Source organism: Streptomyces sp. NRRL F-5727 (assembly GCF_000719555.1).
Classification (GTDB): domain Bacteria; phylum Actinomycetota; class Actinomycetes; order Streptomycetales; family Streptomycetaceae; genus Streptomyces.
This window is the reverse complement of the sequence record NZ_JOGX01000032.1, coordinates 19,780-45,250: the sequence shown is the minus strand read 5'-3', so window position 1 is coordinate 45,250 and position 25,471 is coordinate 19,780. Positions and strand designations below refer to the sequence as shown.

Sequence of the window (25,471 nt, the reverse complement as noted above, 5' to 3'; positions counted from 1 at the left end):
TCGAACACAGTTCCTTGTGTAGCCGCTACTGTGACCACTTGTGTAGTCGTCACAGTAGCGGCTACAGTCGTTCTCGTCGGACGCAACCCGACACCCCCGGCCGGACGCAACCCGGCCCCACCAACGACCAGGGAGCACCCCCATGGACGTCACGATCCCCGGCGCCCTCGCCGACCACCTCAGCCGCGCCGACCTCACCACCGGCCCCGCCGCCAAGCATCCCGCCGCCGCCGACCTGCGCATCGCCCTCGACAACGCCCGCCGCGGCCGGGGCCGCACGCTCGTCATCCCCGCGCACGGCACCCGCGTACTCCACCTGATCAGCGCGTTCGCCGAGGCCATCCTCGAAAACCGCAAGCTGCACACCCCCTCCGAGGTCCGCGCCTCCCGCCTGTGGATCCAGCGCGCCGGCCACACCCCCGAGCCCGCGCCCCAGGCCGCCGAGCGCCCCCACCGCGGGAACCTCGCCGACACCGTCGCCTGCCCGGCGTGCCGCGTCGGCGTAGGCGCCCCCTGCATCACCCGCGCCGGGAAGCCCGCGCGGGAGATCCACAACCAGCGCATCGAAACCCTGGAGACCGCCGCCGGCGTCACGCAGTTCCGCGCCGAACAGAAGCGCGCGAACGGGGGCCTCTCCTACGGCATCAACCACGCGGTCGAGTCGGAGTTGTTCGCGGCCTACGCGGCCCGCGTCAACGCCCGCGTCCAGGCGCCCGCCGCCATCCGCGACGAGCCGTCCAACTGGTGGACCATCACCGACCCCGCCAGCGGCGAGGAAGTCGCCCGCGTCTACGGCGAGACCTACCAGGACATGACCCCGCGCGCCGAGGCCCTGCCCGAGGTCCGCGCCGTCATCCGCAAGCACCGCGGTTTCTCCCGCCGCCGCCTGCTCATGTCGGAGCTGACCCCCGCGCAGGTCGAGGAGCAGCGCGCCCAGGAGCAGGCCCCGACGCCCGAGCCCACCCCGGCCGTCGAGTCCGAGAACGCCCAGCACGCCGCCTTCCGCGCCCGCGCCGCCAAGCGGCTCCGCGACGCCCTCGCCGGCTCGCCCGCCGCGTTCGAGCCCGAGACCGTCGAGGACGTCGAGGCCCGCCGCGCCGCCGAGCTGGTCACCGAGGCCGAAGCGGACGCCGGCACGTGGCGAGGCCAGTGGATCGGCGAGCACCCCGACGCCATGTTCCCCGCCCGACCCGACCGCGAACAGGGCTCCCTGTTCGCCTGACCCCGCGGGCCCGCCCCACTCCGGGGCGGGCCCTTCCCCAGAGGAGCAGCCGCCATGAAGTCCGACGACCAGCACGGCACCGACCTGCGCGACCAACTCGACGCCCTGCTCGACGAGCACCCCGACATCACCGGACTCGTGCACGCCCTCGCGCAGGCCGTCGTGAACACCAGGCAGCGCCCGATTTCCTCGGTTGAGATCATCCGACGCGTTCGTCGCGCCGAGGCGAACAGCAGGACCGACGAGCACGAGGAGTCCATCGCCCACAACTTCCAGCCCGAGCAGCGGCCCGCCGTACAGGCCCTCCTCGGCACCGCCGCGGCCCGGAAGAAGGGCGAGCAGGCCGTCGAGAAGACCCCGTTGTTGATCCAGCGCGCCGCCGCCGCCAACATCCCGGTCCCGGACATCGCGGCCCTGCTCGACGTCACCCCCTCCCACGTCTACGCGGTGCTGCGCAAACTCCGGAAGGCCGAAGGCGCCGAGTAGCCCCAACACAAAGCGGGCCCGCACCTGCGACGCAACCGCAGGCCGGGCCCTGACCGCGACAGGAGCAACCCCCGTCATGGCTAACCGCAAGCGTAGTCGGCCCCGTTCCCCCAACCTCACCGTGCGTCTCGACCCCACCCTCGACGCCGACCTCGACACCATCACGAGCACCGGCATCGACCGGTCCGCCGCCGTCCGCCTCGCCGTCGCGTTCCTCGCATTCGGGTACCGCGACCTATGGGCGAACGGCATCTACCCGGAGGGCACCGCGCCGCCCCGGATGCGCTGGACGACACCCCGGCACTACACCCGACAGGCCCCTGACCTGCGGGTAGTGCGCACTACGCCGCCCCGCACTACACCCCGCACTACGCCCGGCACGACACCGCGCACTACGGACAGGACCGCGTCATGACGTACCCCGTCGCCACCCTCGCCCACCTCCAGACCCTCACCGCCGACCCCGCCGCACACCGCGCCGTCCTCTACCTCGACGACGACAACGACCTCGCCGTCGGAGCCGACATCCACGCCGGAGCCGGCCGCGTGCTGCTCACCGCCGAGCAGCTCGGCGACAACGGCGGGCCCATCGACGACGAGACCACCGAGGCCCTCCTCGACGAGATCAACGACGAGATCGAGCGGATCCTCGACGGCCGCGACTGACCGACCGGTCGCGGCCCCGGTCGCGCGCGCTGGACGCCGTTACCGTTCCGTGATCTAATCGGGGGCGTCCCCGGCGTGCCCGGAATCGGACGCCCCCACACCACCCCCCGAACGCCCCGCCACTCACCCCCCAGTGGCGGGGCGTTCCGCGTGCAACCGTTCGGACGTCCCGCGAGTCACACACCGTGACCCGTCCGTACGTCCAGGGGGATCAACCCGTGAACCGCACCGCCGCCACCGTCGCCGCGACCGCCGCCGCCCTGCTCGCCCTCACCGCGTGCAGCAGTACGGACGCCCCGGCCGACACCAAGCCCAGCGCCACCGCGACCGCCACCGCGTCCGTCGACACCCGCCCGGCCGGCATCCCGCCGGAGCCCCAGGGAGCCGAGCGCGAGGCCCTCCTCGGCGCACTGCGCACCATCAACCCCGCGCTCGTCGAGGACCCCGACAAGGCCATCGACCGCGCGCGCAACCAGTGCTCGGCGATCAACGGCGGCGGGGACAACGTCGACTCCCTCGCGCAGCAGCGGTTCAGCACCAGCAGCCACGAGGTAACCGCCGTCGAGGCCAAGGCCATCAACGCCACCCTCGGCGCGACGTTCTGCAAGACCGCCTAACCCCGCCCTCGACGGCCCGGCCCCACACCAGGGAGCCGGGCCGTCGCCATGTCCGCCCTCGGCGAGGAGGTGAGCCGTGGCCGCCCGACCCATCACCGACAACGACCGGGAACAGGTCAAGGCCCTCCACGCCGAGGGCCTGTCCCGCAACGACATCGCCCGCCGCATCAAGCGCAGCCCCTCGACCGTGTCCAAGCTTGCCGCCGAGCAGGGGCTCACGTTCGAGCGCGGCCCCGAGGTCGTCGCCGCTACCGAGGCCCGCCGCATCGACCTCGCCGCCCGCCGCCAGGCCCTCGCCGAGCAGCTCCACCAGGACGCCGAGCGGCTCCGGGCGCAGCTCTGGGAACCGTGCGAGATCGGCGAGTTCGCCGGCCGTGAGGGCGAGTGGCAGACCGCCTACTTGCAGCGCCCCCGGTTCGCCGATCAGCGGCAGATCATGAGCGCCACCGCGACCGCGATTCAGCAGTCGATGCGCCTACAGCCCGCCGAGGGCGGCGCCGACGCCGGACAGGTCCGCTCGATGCTCGGCAGTCTCGGTGAGGCCCTCACAGGGGCGTTCGCGGGCGACCCGGGCGAGGACGGCGGATAGCCCGTCGAGGGGGTGAGCAGTGCTCCCCGACGTCCCCCTCCCCCTGTCCCGCAAGCAGCTCCGCAGCATCGGCCGCGCCACCGCGCGCATCAACCTGTGGCACGGTTCCGTCCGGTCCGGGAAGACCATCGCGTCGTTGCTCGCGTTCGTCATCGCCGTTGCCAGCGCCGGGCCGTCCGGTCTCATCCTGATCGCCGGGAAAACGATCCAGACCATCGAACGCAACGTGCTGGAGCCCCTCCAGGACCCGCTACTGTTCGGCCCCCTCGCCCGGCACGTCGTGCACACCCGTGGCTCGACCACCGCCACCATCCTCGGCCGCACCGTCCACCTGATCGGCGCCAACGACGCCAAGTCCGAGGGCAGGCTCCGAGGACTCACCGCGCAGCTCGCCTACGTCGACGAGGCGACCCTCGTACCCGAAGGGTTCTGGACGCAGCTACTCGCCCGCCTCAGCGCCCCCGGCGCGCGCCTGTTCGCCACCACGAACCCGGACTCGCCGAGGCACTGGCTCAAGACCGGGTATCTCGACCGCGCCAGCGAACTCGACCTCAGGGCATGGCACTTCAAGCTCGCCGACAACCCGTCGTTGTCGCCCGCGTACGTCGCCAACCTCGCCGCCGAGTACGTCGGTCTCTGGCGCCGCCGCATGATCGACGGGGCATGGGTTGTCGCCGAGGGCGCCGTCTACGACATGTGGGACGAGGCCCGGCACGTCGTCGACACCCTGCCGGACATGCGCCGGTACTGGGTCGGCATCGACTACGGCACGACCAACGCTTTCTCGGCCGTCCTGCTCGGTCTCGGCGTCGACGGCCGCCTGTACGCCTGCTCCGAGTACCGGCACGACTCCCGCGCGACCCGCCGACAGCTCACCGACGCCCAGTACAGCGACGCCGTCCGCACGTGGCTCGCCACCTACCGGCCGCCGGGCGCACCCGACACCGCGCCGCGGGGCGTCGTGCCCGAGTGGACGTTCATCGACCCGTCCGCCGCCAGCTTCCACACGCAGATGTGGGCCGACGGACACAGCAGCCCCGCCAAGGCCACCAACACCGTCGGCGACGGCATCCGGTCCGTGTCCAGCCTGCTCGCCGCCGACCGCCTGCTCATCCACTCGTCATGCGCCGGCCTGCTCTCCGAACTCCCCGGCTACTCCTGGGACCCGAAAGCGACCGCGCGCGGCGAGGACGCCCCCATGAAGGTCGACGACCACAGCGTCGACGCGCTCAGGTACGCCGTGCACTCCACCGCGCACGAGTGGCGCCACCTGCTCACCCTCGCCGCGTAAGGAGGCCCGCCCGTGCCCAGCACGCCCGCCCCGCGATACACCCTCGCCCTCCCGGTCACCGTCACCGTCGCCGGCTGCTCCGCCACCGTCGGCACCCTCACCGTCGACGCCGCCGAGCAGATCGGCCCCCAACTTGCCGACTTCCTCGACGCCCTCGCCGCCGCCTACCGAGAGGCCGCGACCCGCCCGCACGACGACGAGCACCAGGAGGTGAGCCCCGATGGCACTTCCTGAGAACGGCTCCGCGTGGCCGCCGCCCGAGTGGGCCCCCGTCTACGCACAGATGCGGGTCGACGACGCTTGGTACTCCGGCGACAAACGCCGGCTCGCCGCCGTCTACGAGCACGCCCCGCAGCCGAACGCCCGCCGAAACGTGTGGGGGCGCCGGACCGTCGACCACGCCGCCCCCGAGCGGGACCGCCGCCTACACGTGCCCCTGCCCGGCGACATCGCCGCCACCTCGGCCGACCTCCTGTTCGCCGACATGCCGGCCATCACCGTCGACAGCACCGAGACCCAAACCCGCCTCGACGAGCTGCTCGACCTCGGCCGCGTGCAACAGGTCCTCCTGTCCGCCGCCGAGCAGGCCGCCGCCATGTCCGGGGTCTATCTCCGCTCGACATGGGACCGGGCCGTAGCCCCGGACCGGCCCCTGCTCACCGTCGTGCAGCCCGACCGCGCCGTGCCGGAGTTCTTCCTCGGCATCCTGCGCGCCGTGACGTTCTGGCGAGAGCTGAGCGGCTCGAACCAGTCCACCGTGTGGCGCCACATGGAGCGCCACGCCCCGGGCGAGGTCGAGCACGCACTCTACGAGGGCACCCCGACCGACGTAGGCCGCCGCGTGCCGCTCACCGAGCACCCGGACACCCGCGCCCTGGTCGAGTCCCTCGACCTCGACGGCGCCGGAGCGAACGGCGCCACCGTGAGCACCGGTATCCAGCAGCTCACCGCGTCATACGTCCCCAACATGCTCCCGAACCGCCTCTACCGAGGATCCCCCCTCGGCCGGTCGGACTACTCGGCCCCGCTGTATGACCAGTTCGCCAGCCTCGATGAAGTTTGGTCGTCATGGATGCGCGACATCCTGCTCGCCCGCGCCCGCCTGATCGTCCCCCGCGGCTACCTGCGCGACGACGGCCCCGGGCGGGGAGCAACGTTCGACCTCGACCGTGAGGTCTACGACGAGCTGAACATGCCCCCGAACGAGGCAGGGAGCGGCATCACCCTGTCGCAGTTCGCCATCCGGGTCGAGGAGCACCAGCGGAGCGCCGAGGCGATCATGCGGCAGGCCGCCCAGTCGGCCGGTTACTCCGCCCAGTCGTTCGGTCTGGACGGCGGAGGGCAGCCGATCACCGCGACCGAGTCCGAGTCACGCGATCAGCGCAGCATGGTCACCCGCCGGAAGAAGGCCGGGTATTTCCGCTACGGCATCCGTGAGCAGGTGACAGCCCTCCTCGCCCTCGACAACGCGCACTTCGGCCGCCGCAACGACGTCGCCCAACCGGTGACTGTCGATTTCGGGGACGGGGTCGCCGAGTCGGAGCAGTCGACCGCCACCACCCTCGACCTCCTCGCCCGCGCCGGAGCCGTCTCGACCAAGACCAAGGTCAAGATCCTGCACCCGGAATGGGACGACACCGCCGTCGAGGCCGAGGTTGCCGCGATCCTCGCTGAGACCGGCGCCGCCGCCCCGGACCCGGTCGGCAACTTCCCGATGTAAACGAACGGCCCGGCTGGATTGCCGGGCCGATCGGTCACTCGTCGTTGCTCACGGCATCGCACAGTCTCTCGACAACCACGATGGCGTGCACCTCCCGTAGGCAGGTCTCATCCGCCTTCATGGTGGCGTTGGCCCCTCCGATGAGGACGCCCGCGATAGTCCATGCAATCGCCGTCTTCTTAAGCCCTCGTAGGCATCTTTTCAGCAGCCCATAGGGCTTGCCTGGTCGTGCTTCCATTCGATCACTTCTTTCACTCTGCCGACGCTCTTCGGACGCCGGTCACAGGAGATCTTCCCCTCTCTGTACCTACCTGCGTGGGTGATGGTTGAAATCCCTAGGGGGTGATCAGTGCCGATCCACCCGGGCATGGTCGAGCCCCTCGCCGAGCGCACCCGCGATCTGTATGCCGCCGCCGAGCTGCGCCTACTGGCCATCGTCGCCAGGCAGCTCGGCGCCGGCCTCGACGCCCCCGGATGGGCCGAGCGGAAGCTCTCCGCCATCCAGGCCGTACGCCGCGCCTCGCAGGCCGTCGTCACCGAGCTTGGCCAGGCCGTGACCCTCGACGTGCACGACGCCATCGCCGAGGCGTACAACGTGGGCAGCCGCGCCGCCGTTGCCGAACTCGGCGCCCTGTCGGACGACGCCGTACGCATGGTCGACGACGTCCTACCACAGGCGCAGGCCGTCGACCGCCTCGCCGCCGAAACCGTGGACCTGCTCACCTCGACCCACCGCAGCATCCTGCGGGCCGTCGATGACCAGTACCGCGCCGTCGTCTCCGACGTCACCGCCACGCCGCTCGTCGGTACCGGCACCCGCCGCCAGGCCACACAGGATGCGATGCGCGCGTTTGCCGACCGGGGCATCACGGGATTCCGCGACCGCTCCGGCCGCCCCTGGTCGCTCACCGCGTACGCGGAGATGGCCGTACGGACGTCCGTGGGCCGGGCCGCGACCGAGGCCCACATGCAGACCCTCGCCACCGCGGGGGTCGACCTCGTGGTCGTCTCCAACTCCCCGCGCGAGTGCCCGCTCTGCCGCCCGTGGGAGAGGCAGGTACTCACCGTGGGCGGCCCGGCCGGCGCCCGCGACGTCGAGGTCGAGCACGCCACCCGCGACGGCGAGACCGTCACGGTACACGTGGCCGGATCCCTCGACGAGGCCCGCCGAGCAGGGTTGCAGCACCCGAACTGTCGGCACTCCGTGAGCGCGTACATGCCGGGCCTCACCCGCGTAGACGATGCCGAGCCTGACCCCGCCGGGTACGAGGCCGGCCAGCGTCAGCGCGAGATTGAGCGGCACATCAGGAAGTACAAGCGCCGCGCCGCCGCCGCCGTCGACGAGCAGGGCCGCAAGGCCGCCGAGGCCAAGGCCCGCCAGTGGCAGGCCGCCATGAGGCAGCACCTCGCCGACCACCCCGACCTACGCCGCAACCGCACCCGCGAGCAGCTCGGCGCCGGCAACCTTCCCGAGCAGCGCGCCACGGTCACGCCCGACCAGCTCGACGCCGCGCGGGTGTGGTCGGGCGACGACCGCACCGTGCGGGAGATGACCGACGAGCAGCTCGCCGCCGCCGTCCGGTCGGGCCCCGTGGACGCGCGCGCCCTCGCCCGCGTCGAGGCCGAAGCGGACCGCCGCGACCTCGACGACCTCGCCGAGCGCGCCGACCGCCTGTTCCCCGGCGGACACCTCGCCGGGGACCTCGTCGACGTCGGCGACGATGACCTCGCATGGGCGATGCAGCACGCCACCGCCGACGAGCTGCTCAGGATCGCCGCGGAGATGGACCGCCGCGACGGCATCGAGCTACCGCCGCCGGCCGCCACGGGCAACGCCGTCGACGACCTGCTCGCCGACCGCGACGCCCTCGCCGAAGCGATGGACCCCGCCCCCGACCCGGCCGGCTGGGGCGCCCTCGCCGACGAGCAGCCGGCCCACGATGAAGCGTTCTGGGAGGCCGTGAAGCAGGCCGCCGCCGCCCGCGCCCGCGGGGAAGACGGCGACCAGGACGAGCGGCACCTCATCACGCGCCGCGAGGCCCGCGAGCTGTATCAGGAGTACGTCTGGCGCCAGTACGCGGACGCCGAGGACGCCTGTAACGGCTACCTCCTGAACCGGAAGGCGAAGGCGGCCGGGGTCGACCCCGGAAGCCTGTTCAGCGGCCCCGCCCGTATCGCGTACGCGCGCGCGTCGGACGAGCTGAAAGAGTGGTGGGCGACACACGGCCGCCTCACACAGGCGGAGTTCATCGAGCAGGTCACCGGCAAGACGCAGCGTTGGGCGTCCGGGGCCCGCGAGAATGAGGCCGACCACCAGAACAAGCGCTAGGAGGCGAGCAGTTGGGCGCCCGCGAGGAGATCACCCGCGCCATTCTGGACGGCGACCGCGCCGCCCGGAACGGCGACCCGCCGTCCGTGTGCCCGCACCCGCGGACGTCCGTTCTGCGGGCCGCATGGATTCGCGGCTACGCCGCCGCCCGCCCGGTCACCGAGCCGGACGAGTAGCAGCACCAGCACCACCCCGAAGGGGCCCCCGCCAGGCGCAGGGGCCCCTTTTGCATGTCCGCGGCCCGCCAGGAGCGGGCCCCCGAGTCACCCCAGGAGGGCGACACCATGAGCACCCCGACCCCCACCTCGACCGCCCCGTCGACCGGCCCGACCGGCGACCCGGGCCAGGGCGGCACCCCCACCGCGCCGCCGACCGGGCAGGACCCGACCACCGCGCCGCAGGGCAACCCGCCGACCCCCGCGCCCACCCCGGACCCGGCCACGCCGAAGCCCGGCGAGGACCCGGCCGCCACGATCGCCCGGTTGCAGAACGAACTCACCCGCGCCCGCGCCGAGGCCGGGAACCAGCGGGTCACCGCCAAGCACCGCGCCGCCGACGAGGCCCGCACCGAACTGGTCAAGCAGCTCATGGCGGTGATCGACCCGGACGCCGCCGACAAGCCCGCCACGGCCGAGCAACTCACACAGCAGCTCACCGCGCAGCAGGCCCGCGCCCGCGCCGCCGAGCTGCGCCTCGCCGTCTACAACCTCGCCCCGGCCGCCGGCGCCGACGCCGCGGCGCTCGCCGACTCCCGGGCGTTCGCCGACGCCACCGCCGACATCGACCCGGCCGACACCGCCGCCATCACGGCCGCGATCACCGCCGCCGTCACGGCCAACCCGCGCCTCGCCGCCCAGCAGGCCGGCCCGGCCCGCGGCGGCGCCGACTTCACCAGCGGCCCCACGGCCGTGACCGCCGAGCAGTTCGCCGCCATGGACTACGCCGCGCGCGCCGAGCTGTACGGCTCCGACCCCGACACCTACCGGCGCCTCGCCGGCGGGTGACCAACCCCCGGCCCCGGCCGGAGAGAGTGAGCACCCCCTATGGCTCAGACCACGTCCGCGAACATGATCGTCCCCGAGGTCTGGGGCGACATGGCGCAGGCCGAGTTCACCGGCAAGGTCCGCGTCGCCGGATCCGCCGCCGTCCTGGAGGACAACACCCTTGAGGGCGTCCCCGGCGACACGATCAACTTCCCCAAGTGGGGCGCGCTCGGCGAGCTGGACGACCTCACCGAGGGCACGCCGATGACCCCGGCCGCCATGTCGACGTCCTCCTCGGAGGCGAAGATCAAGGAGGCCGGTAAGGCCGTCGAGATCACCGACCGGGCCCGACTGGTCGGCATCGGCGACCCCGAGGCGGAGGCCCGCCGGCAGTTCGGCGTCCTCGCGGCCCGCAAGGTCGACGCCGCCCTGATCGCCCAGGCGCAGGCCGACGAGACCTCTCTCGGCGGCGGCAACCCGCTCACGTTCACCGCGCCGGCCGGTACCACCAAGCTCGCGTGGGCGAGCGGCATCGTCCCGGCGATCGCCACGTTCGGCGACGAGTGGGAGCCGTCCGACTTCGCCGGCCTGTGGATCAACTCCGCCCAGCTCTCCGACATCTACACCGACCCGCAGTTCATCGACGCGTCCAAGCTCGGCGGGGACACCCCCGTGCGCACGGGCATGATCGGCACCGTTGCCGGCGTCCCCGTGATCGTCACGAACCGAATCGCGGCGAAGAAGTTCCTTCTCATGAAGCGCGCCGCCCTCGGCCTGCTCTACAAGCGGCGCCCGCTGGTCGAGTCCGACCGCGACATCCTCGCCCGCACCACGGTCGTCACCACGACCCTCCACTACGCCGTGAAGCGCCTGAACGACAAGGGCGTGTGCGTCGGCACCCTCGCCGCCACCTGATCAGGAAGGGAGGCCGCCGCATGATGCTGCGCCGCCACCACGCCCGCCCGGACGCCGACGAGCAGCCGGACGGGACCCCGCCGCCGAGCGGGGACGACAACGGCAACGGGCCGGACGACACCAAGCGTCCGGCCCGTTCCGCGTCCAAGGCCGATTGGGTGGCCTACGCGGTCGCCCTCGGCGCCGAGCAGGCCAACGCCGAGCAGCTCACCCGCGACCAGCTCGCCGAGCAGTACGGCAGCGAGGGGTAGCCGATGGCTCGCCGCGTCTACGCCACCCCCGAGCAGCTCGCGGAGTGGACCGGCAAGCCCCCGCCGCCGGACGCCGTCCGGCTGCTCACCCGCGCGTCCGAGGACGTCGACGACGCCCTGTTGACGGCCGTCTACGCCGTCGACGACGCGGGGATGCCGACCGACCCTGCCGTCGTCCAGGCCCTCACCGACGCCGCCTGTGCGCAGGTGGCCTACCGGGAGGAGACCGGCGACACCGGGACCGGCGCCGCGGGCCGCTGGTCGTCCGTGTCCATCGGCCCCGTGTCCATGTCCGGCCCGCAGCAGCAGGCCGGCGGGACCGGCGCCGGCAACGTCGACCTCGGCCCGCAGGCGTACCGCTACCTCGCGCGCGCCGGCCTGCTCCCGGGGGTGATCTGTTGACCCGCATCCCCCCGTGGCTACTCCCCCACCGCGTCGTGATCGAGCCGTACCTCGGCGACTCCGCGTACGGCCCGAAGTACGGCCCGCCCGTGCCCGGGGTGCGCGCCATGGTCGCCGAGCAGGTGCGCACCGTCCGGGACCGCGAGGGCCGCGAGATCGTCTCCACCGCGCAGGTCATCACCGCGCCGGACACCGACTGTCCGGCCGAGTCCCGCATCACCCTGCCGTCCGGCCGCCGCACGCGCGCCCTGTCGACAGCCCACCACACCGCGCCGGGCCTCCCGGTGCCGGAGTCCCTGGAGGTGATGTGCGAATGAGCCGGGCCCGGATCCGATGGAACGGCGACGCCGTCCTCGCCGCCGAGCGCGCCGGCGCCCTGCTCGGCCTACGGCTCGGCGCCGAGCACCTGCTCGGCGAGTCCCGCCGCGTCGTCCCGATCGAGGAGGCGACCCTCGAACGCTCCGGGGTCGCGTCCGTCGACGAATCGACCCTCACAGCAGGCGTCAGCTACGACACCCCGTACGCCGTCCGCCAGCACGAGGACATGGACCTGCGGCACGACGACGGCCGCACCGCCAAGTACCTCGAAAGGCCGCTCGTCGAGCAGGCCGGACCGATCAACGAGATCATCGCCGCCCAGGTGAGGCGGGCCCTCCGTGGCTGACCTCCTCGACGGCATCGCCCGGTGCCTCACCGCCGCCGGCCTGCTCACCTACGACCCCGACGGCATCACCGGCGACACGTTCGTCGAGACGATGCCGCCCGCCCCGGACGAGGCCGTGTCCCTCGCCCTGTACGACGCCGGCCCGCAGCAGGCCCGCGACGACGACACCGACCAGCGGCTACAGGTCCGCGTCCGCGGCGGCCCGGACCCCCGCGTCTCCCGCGCCCGCGCGCAGGCCATCTACGCCGCACTGCACGGGCTCACCAACACGCAGCTCCCCGACGGCACATGGGCCGTCCTGATCGCCGCACGCGGCATCCCCGCGCCCATGGGCGCCGACTCATCCGGCCGTCACGAGCACGTCACCAACTACGACGTCGCCACGGCCGCCCCCACCACCCCGTAAGGAGGTCCGCACATGGCGGGCAACTCGCGCAGCATCGACGCGCGCGGCTGGCTCTTCGAGGTCGAGGACGCCGACGCCGCTACCGAGACGTGGCTCCCGATCGCCGGTCTCAACTCCTGGTCGTACTCCCCCGGCGAGAACGAGGAGGTAGCCGACACGACGAGCTTCGACAGCGACGGCGCGTACGAGGAGGACGTGATGCAGCGTGGCGCGAGCATCACCCTCGAAGGTCAGTACCGCATCGACAAGACCACGAAGGCCCGCGACGTCGGGCAGGCGTACATCGATGAGGACTGGACGCCGCGGCTCGGCATCGACTCGCACAACCGGATCCGCTACCGGCACGAGACGCAGACCGCATGGGCGATCTGGGACGCCACGATGACCCCCGGCGAGCAGTCCGGCGGCACCAACGAGAAGACCAGTTGGAGCGCCACGTTCCGCCGGTCCGGTCTGCCGACCTCGGCGGCGGTGACCCCGTGACCGACCTCGACCTCGACGACGTCCAGGAGCGCGCGCCCAAGACCGCGGATTTCGATGCGTTCTTCGCCGAGCAGGCCGAGCAGCAGCCCCGCCAGGCCCTCGCCCTGTTCGGCCGCCGCTACGTGCTCCCGGAGTCCCTCCCCATCCTGTTCACGCTCCAGGCCGAGCGGCTCCAGGCGTCCGAGGACCCCGACGACGTCCGCCGGATGCTGACCGCGCTCTACGGCGGCGACGTCCTCGACGAGTGGGCCGAGAAGGGGCTCACCGACAAGCAGCTCGGCGTCCTCCTGATCTGGTCGGCCGCCGCGATTCGGGCCCCGGGCACGGTGTCGATGGAGCGCGCCGCCGAGCTGTACGACAGGCAGGCGGCGGGAAAAGCGCAGGGCCCGAACCGGGCGGCGCGACGGAGCAAGAAGAAGCCGAAGGCCGGGAGTTCTGGGAAGCGATCCTAAGCAACTGGACGGCCGTCGAGGCTGACCTCGCCCGCGAGTACGGCCTCGACGCCCCGGCCGTGGCCGCCCTGTCCACGCGCCGATTCCTGGTCCTGATCGGCGGTCTCTCCCCCGAGTCACGGTTCGCCCGCGCGTGGCAGAAGACACCGCGCCGCGTCACCGACCCCGCCGAAATCGCGGCCCTCACCGGCAACCCCGCCGGCTGAACCACACTCCCCGGCCCCGGCCGGATGACCCCCGATGGGAGGTGATCCGGCGTGGCACTGACCGTGGGCGAGCTGCTCGCCACCATCAGCGTCGACGACTCCGAGGCCCGCGCCGGTATGCAGCGCACCGAGGCCGCCATGGCCCGGACCGGCGACAGCATCGTCGCCGAGGCCGAGCAGGCCGGAGCCGAGGCAGGAGACGCCCTCGCCGAGGGCATCGAAGGCGGCGCCGAGCAGGGAGCCGAGCAGGGGAGCGGCGCCCTCGCCGCTTTCGGATGGGCCGCCGTCGGCGCCGCGGTCGGTGCCGCGCTCATGGTCGGCATCTCCGAGGCCATGCAGCAAGGGCAGATCGAGGCCAACCTCGGCGCCCAGCTCGGCGCGACCCCAGCCGTGGCGAAGCAGTACGGCGACGTCGCCGGCGACTTGTACGCCGACGCGATCGTCGAGTCGGTCGAGCAGGGTGCGGAGATCATCAAGGGCATCGCCCGGGGTGGCCTGCTCCCGCCGGAGGCGACCGAAGAGCAGATGTCCACGCTCGGCCGCCGTGTCGCCGACACCGCCGCCGTCATGGGCGAGGACGTCTCCCGCGTCACCAGGGCCGTCGGCACGATGATGAAGAACGGCCTTGCCGACTCCGCCGAGGAGGCCCTCGACGTCCTCACCCGCGGCGCACAGACCGGCGTCGACGTGGCCGAAGACCTCTTGGACACGTTTTCGGAGTACCCGACCGAGTTCCGTCAGCTCGGCCTCGACGCCGAGACGGCGATGGGCCTGCTCTCCCAGGGGCTCCAGGGCGGCGCCCGCGACGCCGATACCGTCGCCGACTCGCTCAAAGAGTTCACGCTCATGGCCCAGGGCATGAGCGAGGAGACCGCAGAGTCGTTCAAGGCCCTCGGCCTGAACGGCGAGCAGATGCAGCGCGTGTTTCAGGAGGGCGGCCCGAAGGCGGGCGCCGCACTGGATCAGGTGATGGATCGACTCCGGGCGATCAAGGATCCGGCGAAGCAATCCGAGATTGCGCTCGGTCTGTTCGGAACCAAATCCGAGGACATGCAAAAGGCGATCCTCGCGCTTGACCCGTCCAACGCGGTCGACGCGCTCGGCAAGATCGAGGGTTCCACCGACGCCGCCGGCAACATGATGAGGGACACCGCGGCCCACAGGTTCGAGGCGTTCAAGCGCGGGTTGATGCAGGGCGTCGTCGACGTGATCGGCGCGTACGTCATCCCCGCACTCATGGCCGGTGCCGACGCCGCCGTCGCCATCGGCGAAGGGTTCGCCGCGGCCGGGCAGTTCATCGCCGACAACTCCGGCATCTTCCTGAGCATCGCCACGGCCATCACGGTCGTGATCCTGCCCGCCCTGATTCAGTGGGCGATTCAGCAGGGCATCACGGCCACCGCCGTCGTCACCGGGTGGGTCACCACCGCGACCGCGTCCGTGACCTCGGCCGCTACACAGGTGGCGTCGTCTTGGGCGACGATCGGCGGATGGGTGGCGATGGCCGCCCGAGCCGTGTGGGCCGGGGCCGTCGTCGTCGGTCAGTGGGTCCTCATGGCTACGCAATCCCTTCTCCAGGCCGCCCGCATGGCCGCCGCGTGGCTGATCGCCATGGGGCCCATCGGTCTCGTCATCGCCGCCGTCGTCGGTCTGGTCGTCCTGATCGTCAAGTACTGGGACGAGATCACCGCCGCCACCAAGGAGGCGTGGGATTGGCTCGTCGAGACCGTCACCGGCGCGGGTAAGAAGGCCGTTGAGTGGTTCACGTCATGGAAGATCTGGGAGACCATCGCCCAGAAGTGGCAGGCCACGAAGGACGGCACGAAGCGCCTGTGGAACGAGACCACAGAATGGGTTCGTGGGATCCCCGGCCGGATCGTCGGGTACTTCTCCGGCTGGAACATCGCCGGGACAATCTCCGGGCACTGGGAGCGCGCGAAGGCCGGCGCGATCGAGAAGGGCCGCGCCCTGGTCGACTGGGTCCGCGGTCTGCCCGCGTCCATCTCGAACGGCATCGGTGACCTCGGCTCCCTGCTCGTCGAGAAGGGCCGCAACCTCATCCAAGGGTTGTGGAACGGCATCAAGGCCATGGGCGGGTGGCTCAAGGGCCAGTTGATCAGCTTCGCCAAGACGATGATTCCCGGCCCGATCGCCAAGGCCCTCGGCATCGCCTCGCCCTCGCGCGTCATGGCCAAGATCGGCCGATGGATCCCGCCGGGTCTGGTCCGCGGTATCGACCGCACCAAGGGCATGGTTGCCCGCGCCATGGAGACCCTCGTACCGACCCCGAGCCTGCCCCAGTTCGGCGGCATGGGCGCCCCGGCCCTCGCCGGCGCCTCACCGTACGGACCGGCCGGCGGCACCGCGCCGGGCGCCCGCCTCCACATTGAGCACTGGCACGCCGCGGAGAACGGCTCGCCGGACGACAACGCGCGCGCCCTCGAATGGGCGTCGAAGGGGCGGGGGTGATCGTGGGAGCCACCGACCTCGGGAGCCTCATCACCGGCCCCGGGCAGATCCAGTACGGCGACCTCCTGCTCGGCCGAGGCACCCCCTACCGATGGAAGGCGTTGAGCGGGTGGGAGGAACTCCCCTCGCTCGATTCCTCCTCGGCACTCCGCCCGGACGCACACGGCGCCTACCCGGGCGTCCTACTCGCCCAGACCCGCACCATCGGCCTCGACCTCATGGTGCGGGCCCCCCGCGATCAGATCGGCGGCGCCGTCGCCACGCTGAACGCCGGCACGGTGCCGCGCCTCGACGAGATACCGCTCGTCGTGTGGCTGGACGAGCGCGGGCCCCTGCTCGTCAAGGCCCGCGCCGTCCGCCGCAACGTTCCCGTCGCCAACGGCTACACGGTCGGGACGATCCTCGGCGCCGCGATCCAGTGGGAGGCATCCGACCCCCGCCGGTACGGCACCGACGAGCAGCACGTCGAGACCGGCCTACCGGCGCCCGAGCCGGGCCTCGAATGGGCCGGGGGAACCGGCCTCCAGTGGACCGACGGCCTCGACTGGGGCGTCGGCGGCGCCACCGGCAACGTGGGCGTCGTCAACGGCGGCGACGCCGAGACCTCGCCCGTGGTGACCTTCACCGGCCCCGTCACCGCGCCGCGCCTCTCCCAGGAGGACGGCCGGACGCTGGAGTACGACATCACCCTCGCCGCCGGCGATCAGCTCGTCGTCGACACCCGCGCCGGGACCGTCACCCTGAACGGCGCCGCGTCCCGCCTCTACACGGCGACGGCCCGCAGCGTGCCCGAGCAGGCGTTCACCCTCGCCCCCGGCACGACCTCTCTCGCATACCGCGCCGAGACGCACTCGGCCACCGCCCGATGCGCCATCGAGTGGCGCTCCGCCTACTGGTAGGAAGGACTCCCCGATGCCTGTGCGTCCCGCATGGCTGACCAACCGGGGCGATACGGCCGGCGGGCAGACCCGCACCGACACCCGCCTCGCCCCGCTCGGTACCCTCACCCCGACCGGCCGCCTGACGTCCCTCTCCGGCGTCATCCCCGGCACGTCCGGCGGGACCAACCCCCTCGCCGGCCTCGCCGTCACCGGTACCGGCCCCGGCACCATGACCGCGTCCGTGGCCCCCGGCCGCGCGCTCATCCAGTCGACCGAGGCCGCCGGCGCCTACCCGGTCAGCCTCGACACGGCCATGACCATCACGTTCGGCGACGGCAACGCGGCCAACCCGCGCATCGATCTCGTCGTGCTCCGGATCTACGACGCGGCCGTCGACGGCGGCGCCGAGACCAAGGGCGCTATCGAGATCATCCAGGGCGCCGCCGCAGCCACCCCGGTCGTCCCGACCGTGCCGGCCGCCGCCATCCCCCTCGCCCAGGTCCGCGTACCGGCAGGCGCGAGCGCGGGCAGCGGCGGTATCGACTGGGGGACCGCGCTCACCGACCGCCGCACGGGCACCGTGGCCGTCGGCGGCATCCTGGTCGGCGCTCCCACCGCGCCGGGCAGCTACCCGGGCCAGTTCCGCGACGGCGGACGCGGCATCGAGCGATGGAACGGCTCCAGTTGGATGCCGACCGAGGAGCGGCATTACGTCAACGTCACCAAGTCGGGGACGTACGCCCTGTCGGCGAACACGTACACGTCGATCCAGTGGAGCGCAGCGCCGTCCCGGACGGACGCGGTGATGTGGTCGGCCGCGCAGCCGACGCGGTTGGTCGCCCCCGTGACCGGTTTCTACATCGCCTACGCCGCCCAGACGTGGCCCGGCGGCGCGAACAGTTGCCGTACCCGCATCCGGATCAACGGCGACGAGAACAACACGGTGATGATGTCCTACATCGCCGCGTCGACCGGCGGGCAGGGCGACGCGTCCGCGCTCCCGCTCAACATGGCGGCCGGCGACTACATCGAAATGCAGGTGTGGAACTCCAACGCCCTCGCGAGCGTCCCGTCGACGTACAGCCGGGCCGCTCTCGTGTGGCAGGGCCCCGCGTGAGCGGCCTCTACCGCGTCGTCCTGTGCGACCTGCGCTCCGATCAGGTCCTCGACATCCTGCCCACACAGGGGCTCAAGCTCGACGACTACATCGGCAAGACGGGCGGCGCCCAGTTCTCCATCCCGGTCACAGACGCGACCATGGCGCGTCGGGCCCGCGAGGCCGTCATCCCGGCCCGCACGGCCGTGTGGGTCGAGCGCGCCGGCGAAGTGTGGTGGGGCGGGATCGTGTGGACCCGGGAGATCACCCCGCCGTCCCGGGGCCGTCCGGGCGCCCTCGCCGTGCAGGCCGCGACGTTCGACTCGTACCTCGCGCACCGCCTGCTCTCGGCCGGCTGGACGGGGACGGGCGTCGATCAGTTCGACATCGTCCGGCAGATTGTCGACTGGGTCCAGTCGACCGACGGCGGCGACATCGGCATCGAACTGGACTGGTCGCAGACATCCGGCGTGCTGCGCGACCGGACGTACTCCCGCTACGACTTGCCCGTCGTGCGCGACCTGCTCGACCAGCTCGCCAACACCGAGAACGGGTTCGAGTGGCGGATCCGGACGTACCGCGACGCCGACGGCCGCCGCGTCAAGGGGCTCCAACTCGGCTACCCCATCATCCGGTCCAGCCGCACCGAGTTGGTTCTCTCCTCGCCGGGCCCGGTCATCGACTACCGGATGCCCGAGGACGGCACCGCGCGCGCTACGCACTGGCACTCCCGCGGCGCGTCCATCAACCGCAACCAGACCGAGCCGTCATACCCCCTCATGTCCGCGCCCGTGTCCATCGACGGGGCCGTGACGCCGGGCGGGTGGCCTCGCCTCGACGGCACCAGCGACTACACCAGCGTCGAGAAGCAAGCCACGCTCGACGCGCACGCGCGCGCCGACCTCTCCCGCGCGTGGACCACCACGCAGGTCCCCACGGTGTCCGTCCGCCTCGACGGGTCCGGCATCTCCCCGGGCCTGCTCGGCTCGACGATCCGGCTCCGGATCCGAGACGAGTGGCACCCCGAAGGGCTCGACGCCCGGTACCGCCTGATCGGCCTCGCCACCACCCCGGCCGAGCGCGGCCGGCCCGAAACCGCCGATCTACTCCTCGAACCGAACGCCGCCCCGGCGGCCCTCACCGCCTAGGAGGCCCCCCGCATGGCCGCAATCCCCCAAGACCTCCTCGACCGCATTCGGCGCCTGGAGGCCGAGGTACGCGAGCTGCGGGGCCGCTCGCAGATCCGCCCCGCCATGGATCAGATCCTTGCCGGCGACGTCGTTGTCGGCGAGGGGGGCGCCCTGTCCGTCCTCGACCCCGACAACGGACACCAGACCTTCCGCGTCGGCGAGATCTTCCCGACGATCGGCGAGTTCGGAACCATGATCCGGCGCGACGATGGCACCGTCGCCATCAGCGTCTCGCGCGGCCCCCTCGCCGACCCCGCCCAGTCCCAGGCCGTACGCATCATGGACGCGGCCGGGAACGAAATCCTCTCGGGCGAGACCGTCGACCCCGAGGGCGGCCTCGCCCGCCCGTACCTCCCGCTGCCGATCCCACAGGACGAGAGCACCGCCTCATGGCCGGGCAGCGCGTCCACCGCGTGGACCACGATCGGCCGCTCGCGCGGGATCGTCCAGCACCCCAAGGTCTGGATCTACGCCGTCATGGCCCGACCGGTCGGCGTCTCGGCACAGCTTCAACTACTCGTCGACGGCACGGTCGTCGTCACCGGAGCCGTAAACGGGACCCTTGCCAACGGCGGCCCCGTCCCCGGCTACGAGTTCGGCAAGGCCGTCGAGTTTGAGTTGCAAGTCAAGGTCACCGCCGGCACCGGCACCGTCCGGGCGATGACCCGCTACCTGTACGGCATCCAGTCCTAACCCATCCCACCCGAGGGCCGTCCCGCGCACCGCGCCGGGCGGCCCTTCCGCATTCTCGGAGGTACCCCATGGCCGCGCCCGCGACCGCCGCCCGCTTCCTCGCCGCGCTCCGCGCCGAGGGTCTGACCGTCGTCACCTACCCGGGGTGGGAGACCCACAACCGGAACCACAAGGGCCCGTGGGGCCCCGTGCACGGCGTCGTCGTGCACCACACCGTCACCAAGGGCACCGCGAACACCGTGCGCATCTGCCGCGACGGACACAGCACCCTGCCCGGCCCGCTCTGTCACGGCGTCATCGCCAAGGACGGCACCGTGCACCTGATCGGCTACGGCCGCACCAACCACGCTGGCAGCGGCGACCCGGACGTGCTCCGGGCCGTCATCGACGAGCGGCCCGCCCCCGTCGACGACGAGGCGACGACCGACGGCAACCGGCACTTCTACGGGTTCGAGTGCGAGAACCTCGGCGACGGCGAAGACCCGTGGCCAGAGGTCCAGCTCGACGCCATCGCCCGCGCGTCCGCCGCCGTCTGCCGGCTGCACGGATGGGGCGCGCGCTCCGTGATCGGTCACCGCGAGTGGCAGCCGGGCAAGCCGGACCCGGTCGGGTTCACCATGGACTCGATGCGGGACCGGATCGACGCCCGCCTCGACGACAAGCCCAAGCCCCCGGCCCCGAAGCCGACCCCGCCGGCCAAGCCGAAGCCGACCCCGCCGTCGAAGCCGGCCGTCTCCCTCGCCCGCCTGATCGCCGCCGCCCGTCGCGACCCCGCCCAGAAGGGCAACCCCGTCTCGTACGCCGGGGCCCGGATCGTCGAGGAGGCCCTCGCCGCCGAGGGGCTGCTCGACCGCGCCCTGATCGATGGCCACTACGGCACCGCCACCCGCACCGCGTACGCCCGTTGGCAGGCCCGCCAGGGCTACCGCGGCGCCGCCGCCGACGGAATCCCCGGCCGCGCGTCCCTCGCCGCCCTCGCGGCCCGTCACGGCTTCACCGTCACCACCTGAACCGCTCCACTCACCCCCCCCGCAGGAGGAACCCCGCATGTCCACCGCCACCAAGCGCACCATCCGCACCGTGCTCCAGTCCGCCACCGCCCTCGCGGTCGCCGCCCCCGGCATCATCGCCGCGTCCGGCATCCCCGCGGCCCTGCCGTACGTCGCCGGATTCCTCGCCGTCGCCGGCGGCCTCGCCCGCGTCATGGCGCTCCCCTCCGTCGAGGCGTTCCTCGACCGCTTCGGCCTCGGCCTGATCGACAACGACGGCGGCGCCCGGTGACCGCTCCCCCGCCCAACGACCCGGTCGCGGTCGTCCTCGAACTGGAACGGCTCCGCGGCACCCTCGAAGCGGGGTTCGCCCGCGTCGACGGATCGCTCGCCCTGCTCGTCCAGCGCAGCGACCAGACCGACAAGCAGCTCGCCGACCACGAGGCCCGCCTCGACGCCCTCGAACGCGCCCGCTGGCCCCTCGCGTCCATCGCCGCCCTAACCGCCCTCGCCGGCGTCGTAGTGGCCCTATGGCAGCTCGCCACGCGGTAACCCACACGGGCGAATCTCCCCAACCGGACCCCGACCCTCGGCCCCGTGTGCCATAGTCGTCACGTCGCCCCGCAAGGGCGATGGCGACTGGCCTTCCGGGGCTGGTCGAGGATCGCAACACTGCTGCCCGCACAAGCGGGTGTGACCCGCAGCCCGCTCAGACGGCACGGTCATAGTTCCACCCTCCCCGCACACGCGGGGATGACCCTCGATACGAGCATGGGGGTTCATGTCCCCGCACACGCGGGGATGGCCCGTGAGACGTCTCCGTTTAGAGGCTCAAGCGGTTCCCCGCACACGCGGGGATGTGGAAGCGGCCCCGCCCCCTCCCCGGGGGTGGGGCCGCTTTCGTCATGTCCGGGCCCTCACCGGAGCCACTCGGCCCCCGGAACCGGGCACGACTCGTCATCGAGCCACGCCACCGTGCCCCGCGGCCCGACCGTCAGCCCGAACCGCTCGAATCCCGGCCGGCTCCGGCCGTTCCACCACCGGTAGGCGGCCTCAACCTCGTCCCACAGGCGCCGCGGCCCCTCCTGCACGACCTCGAACCTGCTGCGCTCCGGCTCGTAGTCGGCCGACGCCCACGACTTCCCGTCGAGGCTGTACGTCCACAGGGTGTACGCCCCGCCGTCATACCGCTCCGTCCGCCAGAACGCCCCGGGCACCTGCAACCCGATGACGAACTGTTCCGTCCACCCGCCGACGGCCGTGGGGGCCAGCGTGCTCATGCTGCGCTGTCCACCGGCCGGCCACTTCCGGCCCCGGAAGAAGACGGCCGGCTCGGGAAGCTCCGGCCGCTGCTGCCGAATCCGCATGAACGCCGACGAGCGGGTGAAGCGGCCCCGGGCGTGCCCGTCGCCGCCGACGGTGAGGCGCACGATGGCCTCGCCGCCGTACAGCGGCCCCCACGGGGCGACGATCACGCCCCCGGCGACCGTCTGCTCGATCCACGCCGTCGGCACCTCGCCGACCGACGCGGTGGCGATCACCCGGTCGTACGGCGCCCGGTCGGCAAACCCCTCCCGGCCGTCGCCTGTCACGACGAGCGGCGACGGCGGTCCGAACTCGGCAAGGTTCTCCCGGGCCTGCTCGGCGACGGCCGGGTCGTACTCGACGCTGACGACGTTCTCGGCACCGAGCCGGTGCGCGAGGAGGGCCGCGTTCCATCCGGTCCCCGTGCCGATCTCCAACACCCTGTGCCCGTCCTCGACGTCGAGGTCGGCGAGCATCGCGAACACCATCGACGGTAGCGAGTTGCTGCTCGTCGGCGTGGTCCCCTGCTCGTCGCCCTGGTGCTCGCCCTTGTCCCACTGTGTGGTGAGCGGTCGGTCGGAGTAGACCGCCGCGAGCCACTTCCGGGGGTCCGCGTTGCGGTCGACGAGCGCGCCTTGTTCGGTGCCCTCAGGGATACCGGGCCAGACCCGATCCGGAACGAACAGGGCCCGGGGGACGGCGCGGTACGTGGTCAGCCAGTCGGATTGAAGTGCGCCCGATTCGACGAGCGCGGCGGCGAGCCCCTCCGGGCCCGCCGCCTCTACGCGTGTGGTCACGTGCTCCCCTACTTCGCGGGGCCGCTGCCGTCGGAGGAGTTCCCGCCGCTCGTCTCCGAGCCGCCGCCTCCGTGCTGCCGGCCGCTGCTGCTGTCGTCCTGCTGGCTGCCGCCGGATCCGCTGCCCGAACCGCCGCCGTGCTTGCCCGACATGATCGCTCCTTCGGTTGGGTGGTGCTCGGAACGGCCGTCCCCGAAACCGGGGGGCCGAGTCCCCATGCCCGGACTCGAACCGGGGTCGTCGACGACGGGCGACGGGAGACAGGTGGATCCGTCGTCGTGCTCTGCCTGACTGAGCTACTGGGGTGGGTGGAGCCGCCGCCCCGCCGGCGGGGGACACGACGGGGCGGCGGTGCTGCGGTCGGCCCCGGGCTGGGAACGGGTCGCCCGGGGCCGGGCCGGGTGCCTCACCCCGGAAGCTCCGGTCCGGGGCGAGGCGGCTATGCGGCGCGGTACGCCAGTGCGGCAGCGCCGGCGCCGATGGCCACGCAGGTCAGGAACAGCGCGAGGGCGGCTGTACGGGAGGCAGGTGCTCGCCGATCAGCCGGATTGCGCCGCTCGGCCGCAGGGCCTCGCGGTCCTCCGGGCTCGCCGCCCAACAGTCGGTCTTGGTCGCCGTCCACTCCATGCCTCCGGGTCGTGCCAGCGTGAGGAGGTCACCGTTCACGGCGCGCACCTGACCGGCGAGGGCCCGCGCCCCGTCCGTCACGACGTCGCCCTCGCGGAACCTCACGGCTGCCGCCGGGCGGCCCGCAGGATCGCCGTCATCCGCTTCGCCCCGGCAACGGTGACCTCGCCGAGGCCGAAGATGTGCATGGGCCCGTGTTGGGTCGTTCGCTCCTCGCGGTAGAGCCCCTGCGTGGGGAAGCCCGCGGCATCCATCGCGGCCCGGAGTTCGAGGAAGACCTCGCCGGCCTCGACGGTGCTTACGGGGCGGATCTGCGGTGCGATGCTCGGCGCGGTGCGCGGCGCGGTCGTCGGCGTGCTCATCGTGTGCTCACTTCCTGACGGGCTTCCCGGGCTGTTGTGACCAGTCAACTGCGTTCCGTGCACACGAGCTTGCACACGACTTGCACAAAGGGTGTGCGGGTACGCCCGGGGCCTGTGAGCATGGGACGTGACTGGGTCTCGACGGGGTAGGACTGACCGCATGAGCACGACGAGCGAAGTAGCGCCAGGGGCAAACCTCGCCCTGCTCCGGAAGGAACGCGGCCTCTCTCAAGCGCAGCTTGCCCGGACGGCCAACATCTCCGTGTCGCTGTTGTCCAAGATCGAAGTAGGCGACCGGACGCTCACGCCGACCGTGGCCGCGACGATCGGTAAGGCTCTCGGCCTGTCCATGGCCGAGGTACAGGGCAAGACACGTGTCGACGGGGACGACGAGGAACGGCTCACGGCCCTTCGATCGGCCATCCGGGACTATGACCTGCCCGGCCGCGCGCAGGTCGAGGAGACGGCCGTTCTGGCCGCCGTCGAGGCCGTGCGGGACGCCCGGGACGCGGCGCGCGTTCATCACGTCCTTGCCCGGCTTCCGGGCCTGCTGCGGAGCGCCACGACGCACGCCCATACGGCGAACACGGTGGATGCCTGGATGACCTTGGCGGAGGTCTACAGCTCCGTTTACTGGCTCGCCGCCCGGCATCGCTGGATGGACATGGCCGAGCTGGCCGTGACCCGGCAGCGCTGGGCCGTCGAGCAGCAAGCCAACCCGCTGGGGGAGGCCATCGCCGCGCGCGACCGGGCCGGCGCCTATCTGAACGGCGGCGACGCCGAGGGCGGCCTCACGATCGTTGACCGGGCCATCGCGCGGGCCGAGTCGACGCTCTCGGGGGAAGATCGGGCGTTCGCCGTCGGCGTGCTGAACCTGCGGGGGATGACGCTGGCGGGGCGGCTGGACGACAAGTCCGAGGGGGCGCGCGAGGCCGAGCGGCACATCGCCTCCGCCGAACGGGTGGCCGACGAGTGGTTCAGCGGTGGCGACGCGAACCGGCACTCGATGATCTTCGGACCGCAGAACACCGCCACGCACGTCCTCGCGACCCGGCTTGACCTTGGCCGCCCCCGGGAGGCCCTCGCCGTCGCGGAGAACCTCGACACGGTCCTCGACGGCCTGCCGGCCACCCGGGTCGCTCCGTCGCGGCTGAACGTCGCCCGCGCGCACCTCGACGTCGGAGACCGCGAAGCCGCGCTCGCCAACCTGTCCGCAGCGTGGGAGGCGGCGCCGCAGATGGCCCGCATCCATCCGACGGCCCGCGAGGTCTTCCGGGTCCTCGCCTCGCTGCACCGCCGGAGTAACCCGGAGCTGCTCCGCCTCTCGCACATGTCGGGGATGCCGCTGTGAGCACGGCAACGGCCCCGCGTCCCTGGCTG

33 protein-coding genes and 1 tRNA gene are annotated in these 25,471 nt (G+C 72.4%); 29 read left to right on the top strand and 5 right to left on the bottom strand.

Annotation, left to right across the window (positions count from 1 at the left end; all coding sequences use genetic code 11):
* Positions 1–142: 142 nt before the first annotated feature.
* The 28 genes from IF73_RS0121885 to IF73_RS0121745 all read left to right on the top strand — a co-directional run bounded on the left by IF73_RS0121885 (position 143) and on the right by IF73_RS0121745 (position 21,552).
* Positions 143–1,222 (top strand): hypothetical protein, encoded by a 1,080-nt coding sequence (locus tag IF73_RS0121885; RefSeq protein ID WP_031010684.1) that lies wholly within the window; start codon positions 143–145, stop codon positions 1,220–1,222.
* Positions 1,223–1,276: 54 nt separating this feature from the next.
* The gene (locus IF73_RS0121880; RefSeq protein WP_031010683.1) at positions 1,277–1,708 is read left to right on the top strand and encodes a hypothetical protein; all 432 of its coding nucleotides are present in this window, start codon (positions 1,277–1,279) and stop codon (positions 1,706–1,708) included.
* Positions 1,709–2,119: 411 nt separating this feature from the next.
* Complete coding sequence (locus tag IF73_RS0121870; RefSeq protein ID WP_031010678.1) at positions 2,120–2,374, top strand: hypothetical protein; 255 nt, start codon at positions 2,120–2,122, stop codon at positions 2,372–2,374.
* Positions 2,375–2,592: 218 nt separating this feature from the next.
* The gene (locus IF73_RS0121865) at positions 2,593–2,991 is read left to right on the top strand and encodes a hypothetical protein (protein WP_031010675.1); all 399 of its coding nucleotides are present in this window, start codon (positions 2,593–2,595) and stop codon (positions 2,989–2,991) included.
* Positions 2,992–3,067: 76 nt separating this feature from the next.
* Positions 3,068–3,580: a helix-turn-helix domain-containing protein gene (locus IF73_RS0121860; protein ID WP_031010673.1), complete on the top strand. Its 513-nt coding sequence runs from the start codon at positions 3,068–3,070 to the stop codon at positions 3,578–3,580.
* Between the two features lie 19 nt (positions 3,581–3,599).
* The gene (locus IF73_RS0121855) at positions 3,600–4,871 is read left to right on the top strand and encodes a PBSX family phage terminase large subunit (protein WP_031010671.1); all 1,272 of its coding nucleotides are present in this window, start codon (positions 3,600–3,602) and stop codon (positions 4,869–4,871) included.
* 12 nt (positions 4,872–4,883) lie between these two features.
* The gene (locus IF73_RS0121850) at positions 4,884–5,105 is read left to right on the top strand and encodes a hypothetical protein (protein ID WP_031010668.1); all 222 of its coding nucleotides are present in this window, start codon (positions 4,884–4,886) and stop codon (positions 5,103–5,105) included.
* Positions 5,092–6,591, top strand: coding sequence for a phage portal protein (locus IF73_RS0121845; protein WP_031010666.1), 1,500 nt, complete (start codon positions 5,092–5,094; stop codon positions 6,589–6,591). The genes IF73_RS0121850 and IF73_RS0121845 overlap by 14 nt, the downstream gene beginning before the upstream one ends.
* Before the next feature lie 367 nt (positions 6,592–6,958).
* Positions 6,959–8,920 (top strand): phage minor capsid protein, encoded by a 1,962-nt coding sequence (locus tag IF73_RS0121840; RefSeq protein ID WP_063833466.1) that lies wholly within the window; start codon positions 6,959–6,961, stop codon positions 8,918–8,920.
* An 11-nt stretch (positions 8,921–8,931) separates the two neighbouring features.
* On the top strand, positions 8,932–9,096 hold the full coding sequence (locus IF73_RS41525) for an Rmf/CrpP fold protein (protein ID WP_199806689.1): 165 nt from the start codon (positions 8,932–8,934) through the stop codon (positions 9,094–9,096).
* A 108-nt stretch (positions 9,097–9,204) separates the two neighbouring features.
* Positions 9,205–9,924, top strand: coding sequence for a hypothetical protein (locus IF73_RS38770; protein WP_078868186.1), 720 nt, complete (start codon positions 9,205–9,207; stop codon positions 9,922–9,924).
* Between the two features lie 39 nt (positions 9,925–9,963).
* Complete coding sequence (locus tag IF73_RS0121825) at positions 9,964–10,818, top strand: N4-gp56 family major capsid protein (protein ID WP_031010661.1); 855 nt, start codon at positions 9,964–9,966, stop codon at positions 10,816–10,818.
* A 20-nt stretch (positions 10,819–10,838) separates the two neighbouring features.
* A complete protein-coding gene (locus IF73_RS0121820; RefSeq protein ID WP_031010659.1) occupies positions 10,839–11,069 on the top strand; it encodes a hypothetical protein in 231 nt (76 codons plus the stop codon).
* 3 nt (positions 11,070–11,072) lie between these two features.
* Positions 11,073–11,471: a hypothetical protein gene (locus tag IF73_RS0121815; RefSeq protein ID WP_031010658.1), complete on the top strand. Its 399-nt coding sequence runs from the start codon at positions 11,073–11,075 to the stop codon at positions 11,469–11,471.
* Positions 11,468–11,788 carry a hypothetical protein gene (locus IF73_RS0121810; RefSeq protein WP_031010655.1) on the top strand — a complete coding sequence of 107 codons (321 nt, stop codon included), beginning with the start codon at positions 11,468–11,470 and terminating at the stop codon, positions 11,786–11,788. The genes IF73_RS0121815 and IF73_RS0121810 overlap by 4 nt, the downstream gene beginning before the upstream one ends.
* Complete coding sequence (locus tag IF73_RS0121805; protein ID WP_031010653.1) at positions 11,785–12,135, top strand: hypothetical protein; 351 nt, start codon at positions 11,785–11,787, stop codon at positions 12,133–12,135. The genes IF73_RS0121810 and IF73_RS0121805 overlap by 4 nt, the downstream gene beginning before the upstream one ends.
* Positions 12,128–12,541, top strand: a complete 414-nt coding sequence (locus IF73_RS0121800; protein ID WP_031010651.1) for a minor capsid protein — start codon at positions 12,128–12,130, stop codon at positions 12,539–12,541. The genes IF73_RS0121805 and IF73_RS0121800 overlap by 8 nt, the downstream gene beginning before the upstream one ends.
* A 12-nt stretch (positions 12,542–12,553) precedes the next feature.
* Entirely contained in the window at positions 12,554–13,024 is a 471-nt protein-coding gene (locus IF73_RS0121795) for a phage tail tube protein (protein WP_031010648.1), read from the top strand.
* The gene (locus IF73_RS0121790; RefSeq protein WP_031010637.1) at positions 13,021–13,476 is read left to right on the top strand and encodes a hypothetical protein; all 456 of its coding nucleotides are present in this window, start codon (positions 13,021–13,023) and stop codon (positions 13,474–13,476) included. Before IF73_RS0121795 ends, IF73_RS0121790 begins: the two co-directional genes overlap by 4 nt.
* A gap of 59 nt (positions 13,477–13,535) precedes the next feature.
* The gene (locus IF73_RS41120) at positions 13,536–13,682 is read left to right on the top strand and encodes a hypothetical protein (RefSeq protein WP_158822098.1); all 147 of its coding nucleotides are present in this window, start codon (positions 13,536–13,538) and stop codon (positions 13,680–13,682) included.
* A gap of 51 nt (positions 13,683–13,733) precedes the next feature.
* Positions 13,734–16,151, top strand: a complete 2,418-nt coding sequence (locus IF73_RS0121780) for a phage tail tape measure protein (protein WP_031010636.1) — start codon at positions 13,734–13,736, stop codon at positions 16,149–16,151.
* Positions 16,152–16,153: 2 nt separating this feature from the next.
* A complete protein-coding gene (locus IF73_RS0121775) occupies positions 16,154–17,050 on the top strand; it encodes a phage distal tail protein (protein WP_031010635.1) in 897 nt (298 codons plus the stop codon).
* Between the two features lie 13 nt (positions 17,051–17,063).
* Positions 17,064–18,149, top strand: a complete 1,086-nt coding sequence (locus IF73_RS0121770) for a hypothetical protein (protein ID WP_031010634.1) — start codon at positions 17,064–17,066, stop codon at positions 18,147–18,149.
* Positions 18,146–19,276 carry a hypothetical protein gene (locus tag IF73_RS0121765; RefSeq protein WP_031010633.1) on the top strand — a complete coding sequence of 377 codons (1,131 nt, stop codon included), beginning with the start codon at positions 18,146–18,148 and terminating at the stop codon, positions 19,274–19,276. Before IF73_RS0121770 ends, IF73_RS0121765 begins: the two co-directional genes overlap by 4 nt.
* Before the next feature lie 12 nt (positions 19,277–19,288).
* On the top strand, positions 19,289–20,011 hold the full coding sequence (locus tag IF73_RS0121760) for a hypothetical protein (protein ID WP_031010631.1): 723 nt from the start codon (positions 19,289–19,291) through the stop codon (positions 20,009–20,011).
* A 68-nt stretch (positions 20,012–20,079) separates the two neighbouring features.
* Complete coding sequence (locus tag IF73_RS0121755) at positions 20,080–21,021, top strand: N-acetylmuramoyl-L-alanine amidase (RefSeq protein WP_031010630.1); 942 nt, start codon at positions 20,080–20,082, stop codon at positions 21,019–21,021.
* Between the two features lie 37 nt (positions 21,022–21,058).
* A complete protein-coding gene (locus IF73_RS0121750) occupies positions 21,059–21,292 on the top strand; it encodes a hypothetical protein (RefSeq protein WP_031010627.1) in 234 nt (77 codons plus the stop codon).
* On the top strand, positions 21,289–21,552 hold the full coding sequence (locus IF73_RS0121745) for a hypothetical protein (protein ID WP_031010625.1): 264 nt from the start codon (positions 21,289–21,291) through the stop codon (positions 21,550–21,552). Before IF73_RS0121750 ends, IF73_RS0121745 begins: the two co-directional genes overlap by 4 nt.
* A 365-nt stretch (positions 21,553–21,917) precedes the next feature.
* Here the strand turns inward: IF73_RS0121745 and IF73_RS0121740 are convergent, their stop codons facing one another.
* The 5 genes from IF73_RS0121740 to IF73_RS0121725 all read right to left on the bottom strand — a co-directional run bounded on the left by IF73_RS0121740 (position 21,918) and on the right by IF73_RS0121725 (position 24,091).
* Positions 21,918–23,102 carry a methyltransferase domain-containing protein gene (locus tag IF73_RS0121740; protein ID WP_051717124.1) on the bottom strand — a complete coding sequence of 395 codons (1,185 nt, stop codon included), beginning with the start codon at positions 23,100–23,102 and terminating at the stop codon, positions 21,918–21,920.
* Positions 23,103–23,110: 8 nt separating this feature from the next.
* On the bottom strand, positions 23,111–23,254 hold the full coding sequence (locus IF73_RS41520; protein ID WP_199806688.1) for a hypothetical protein: 144 nt from the start codon (positions 23,252–23,254) through the stop codon (positions 23,111–23,113).
* A 59-nt stretch (positions 23,255–23,313) separates the two neighbouring features.
* A tRNA-Pro gene (locus tag IF73_RS41115) sits at positions 23,314–23,407 on the bottom strand.
* A gap of 187 nt (positions 23,408–23,594) precedes the next feature.
* Positions 23,595–23,834, bottom strand: coding sequence for a hypothetical protein (locus IF73_RS0121730; protein ID WP_031010618.1), 240 nt, complete (start codon positions 23,832–23,834; stop codon positions 23,595–23,597).
* The gene (locus IF73_RS0121725; RefSeq protein ID WP_031010616.1) at positions 23,831–24,091 is read right to left on the bottom strand and encodes a hypothetical protein; all 261 of its coding nucleotides are present in this window, start codon (positions 24,089–24,091) and stop codon (positions 23,831–23,833) included. The genes IF73_RS0121730 and IF73_RS0121725 overlap by 4 nt, the downstream gene beginning before the upstream one ends.
* A gap of 160 nt (positions 24,092–24,251) precedes the next feature.
* On the opposite strand from IF73_RS0121725, the gene IF73_RS0121720 reads away from it, so the two are divergent.
* A complete protein-coding gene (locus tag IF73_RS0121720) occupies positions 24,252–25,442 on the top strand; it encodes a helix-turn-helix domain-containing protein (RefSeq protein WP_031010614.1) in 1,191 nt (396 codons plus the stop codon).
* Positions 25,443–25,471: the final 29 nt, after the last annotated feature.

Excerpts from the sequence above, each read along its gene's own strand:
- IF73_RS0121885 (WP_031010684.1), top strand. The coding sequence starts at position 143 with ATGGACGTCACGATCCCCGGCGCCCTCGCCGACCACCTCAGCCGCGCC.
- IF73_RS0121880 (WP_031010683.1), top strand. The coding sequence starts at position 1,277 with ATGAAGTCCGACGACCAGCACGGCACCGACCTGCGCGACCAACTCGAC.
- IF73_RS0121870 (WP_031010678.1), top strand. The coding sequence starts at position 2,120 with ATGACGTACCCCGTCGCCACCCTCGCCCACCTCCAGACCCTCACCGCC.
- IF73_RS0121845 (WP_031010666.1), top strand. The coding sequence starts at position 5,092 with ATGGCACTTCCTGAGAACGGCTCCGCGTGGCCGCCGCCCGAGTGGGCC.
- IF73_RS0121840 (WP_063833466.1), top strand. The coding sequence starts at position 6,959 with ATGGTCGAGCCCCTCGCCGAGCGCACCCGCGATCTGTATGCCGCCGCC.
- IF73_RS38770 (WP_078868186.1), top strand. The coding sequence starts at position 9,205 with ATGAGCACCCCGACCCCCACCTCGACCGCCCCGTCGACCGGCCCGACC.
- IF73_RS0121825 (WP_031010661.1), top strand. The coding sequence starts at position 9,964 with ATGGCTCAGACCACGTCCGCGAACATGATCGTCCCCGAGGTCTGGGGC.
- IF73_RS0121820 (WP_031010659.1), top strand. The coding sequence starts at position 10,839 with ATGATGCTGCGCCGCCACCACGCCCGCCCGGACGCCGACGAGCAGCCG.
- IF73_RS0121815 (WP_031010658.1), top strand. The coding sequence starts at position 11,073 with ATGGCTCGCCGCGTCTACGCCACCCCCGAGCAGCTCGCGGAGTGGACC.
- IF73_RS0121805 (WP_031010653.1), top strand. The coding sequence starts at position 11,785 with ATGAGCCGGGCCCGGATCCGATGGAACGGCGACGCCGTCCTCGCCGCC.
- IF73_RS0121795 (WP_031010648.1), top strand. The coding sequence starts at position 12,554 with ATGGCGGGCAACTCGCGCAGCATCGACGCGCGCGGCTGGCTCTTCGAG.
- IF73_RS0121770 (WP_031010634.1), top strand. The coding sequence starts at position 17,064 with ATGCCTGTGCGTCCCGCATGGCTGACCAACCGGGGCGATACGGCCGGC.
- IF73_RS0121760 (WP_031010631.1), top strand. The coding sequence starts at position 19,289 with ATGGCCGCAATCCCCCAAGACCTCCTCGACCGCATTCGGCGCCTGGAG.
- IF73_RS0121755 (WP_031010630.1), top strand. The coding sequence starts at position 20,080 with ATGGCCGCGCCCGCGACCGCCGCCCGCTTCCTCGCCGCGCTCCGCGCC.
- IF73_RS0121750 (WP_031010627.1), top strand. The coding sequence starts at position 21,059 with ATGTCCACCGCCACCAAGCGCACCATCCGCACCGTGCTCCAGTCCGCC.
- IF73_RS41520 (WP_199806688.1), bottom strand. The coding sequence starts at position 23,254 with ATGTCGGGCAAGCACGGCGGCGGTTCGGGCAGCGGATCCGGCGGCAGC.
- IF73_RS0121725 (WP_031010616.1), bottom strand. The coding sequence starts at position 24,091 with ATGAGCACGCCGACGACCGCGCCGCGCACCGCGCCGAGCATCGCACCG.
- IF73_RS0121720 (WP_031010614.1), top strand. The coding sequence starts at position 24,252 with ATGAGCACGACGAGCGAAGTAGCGCCAGGGGCAAACCTCGCCCTGCTC.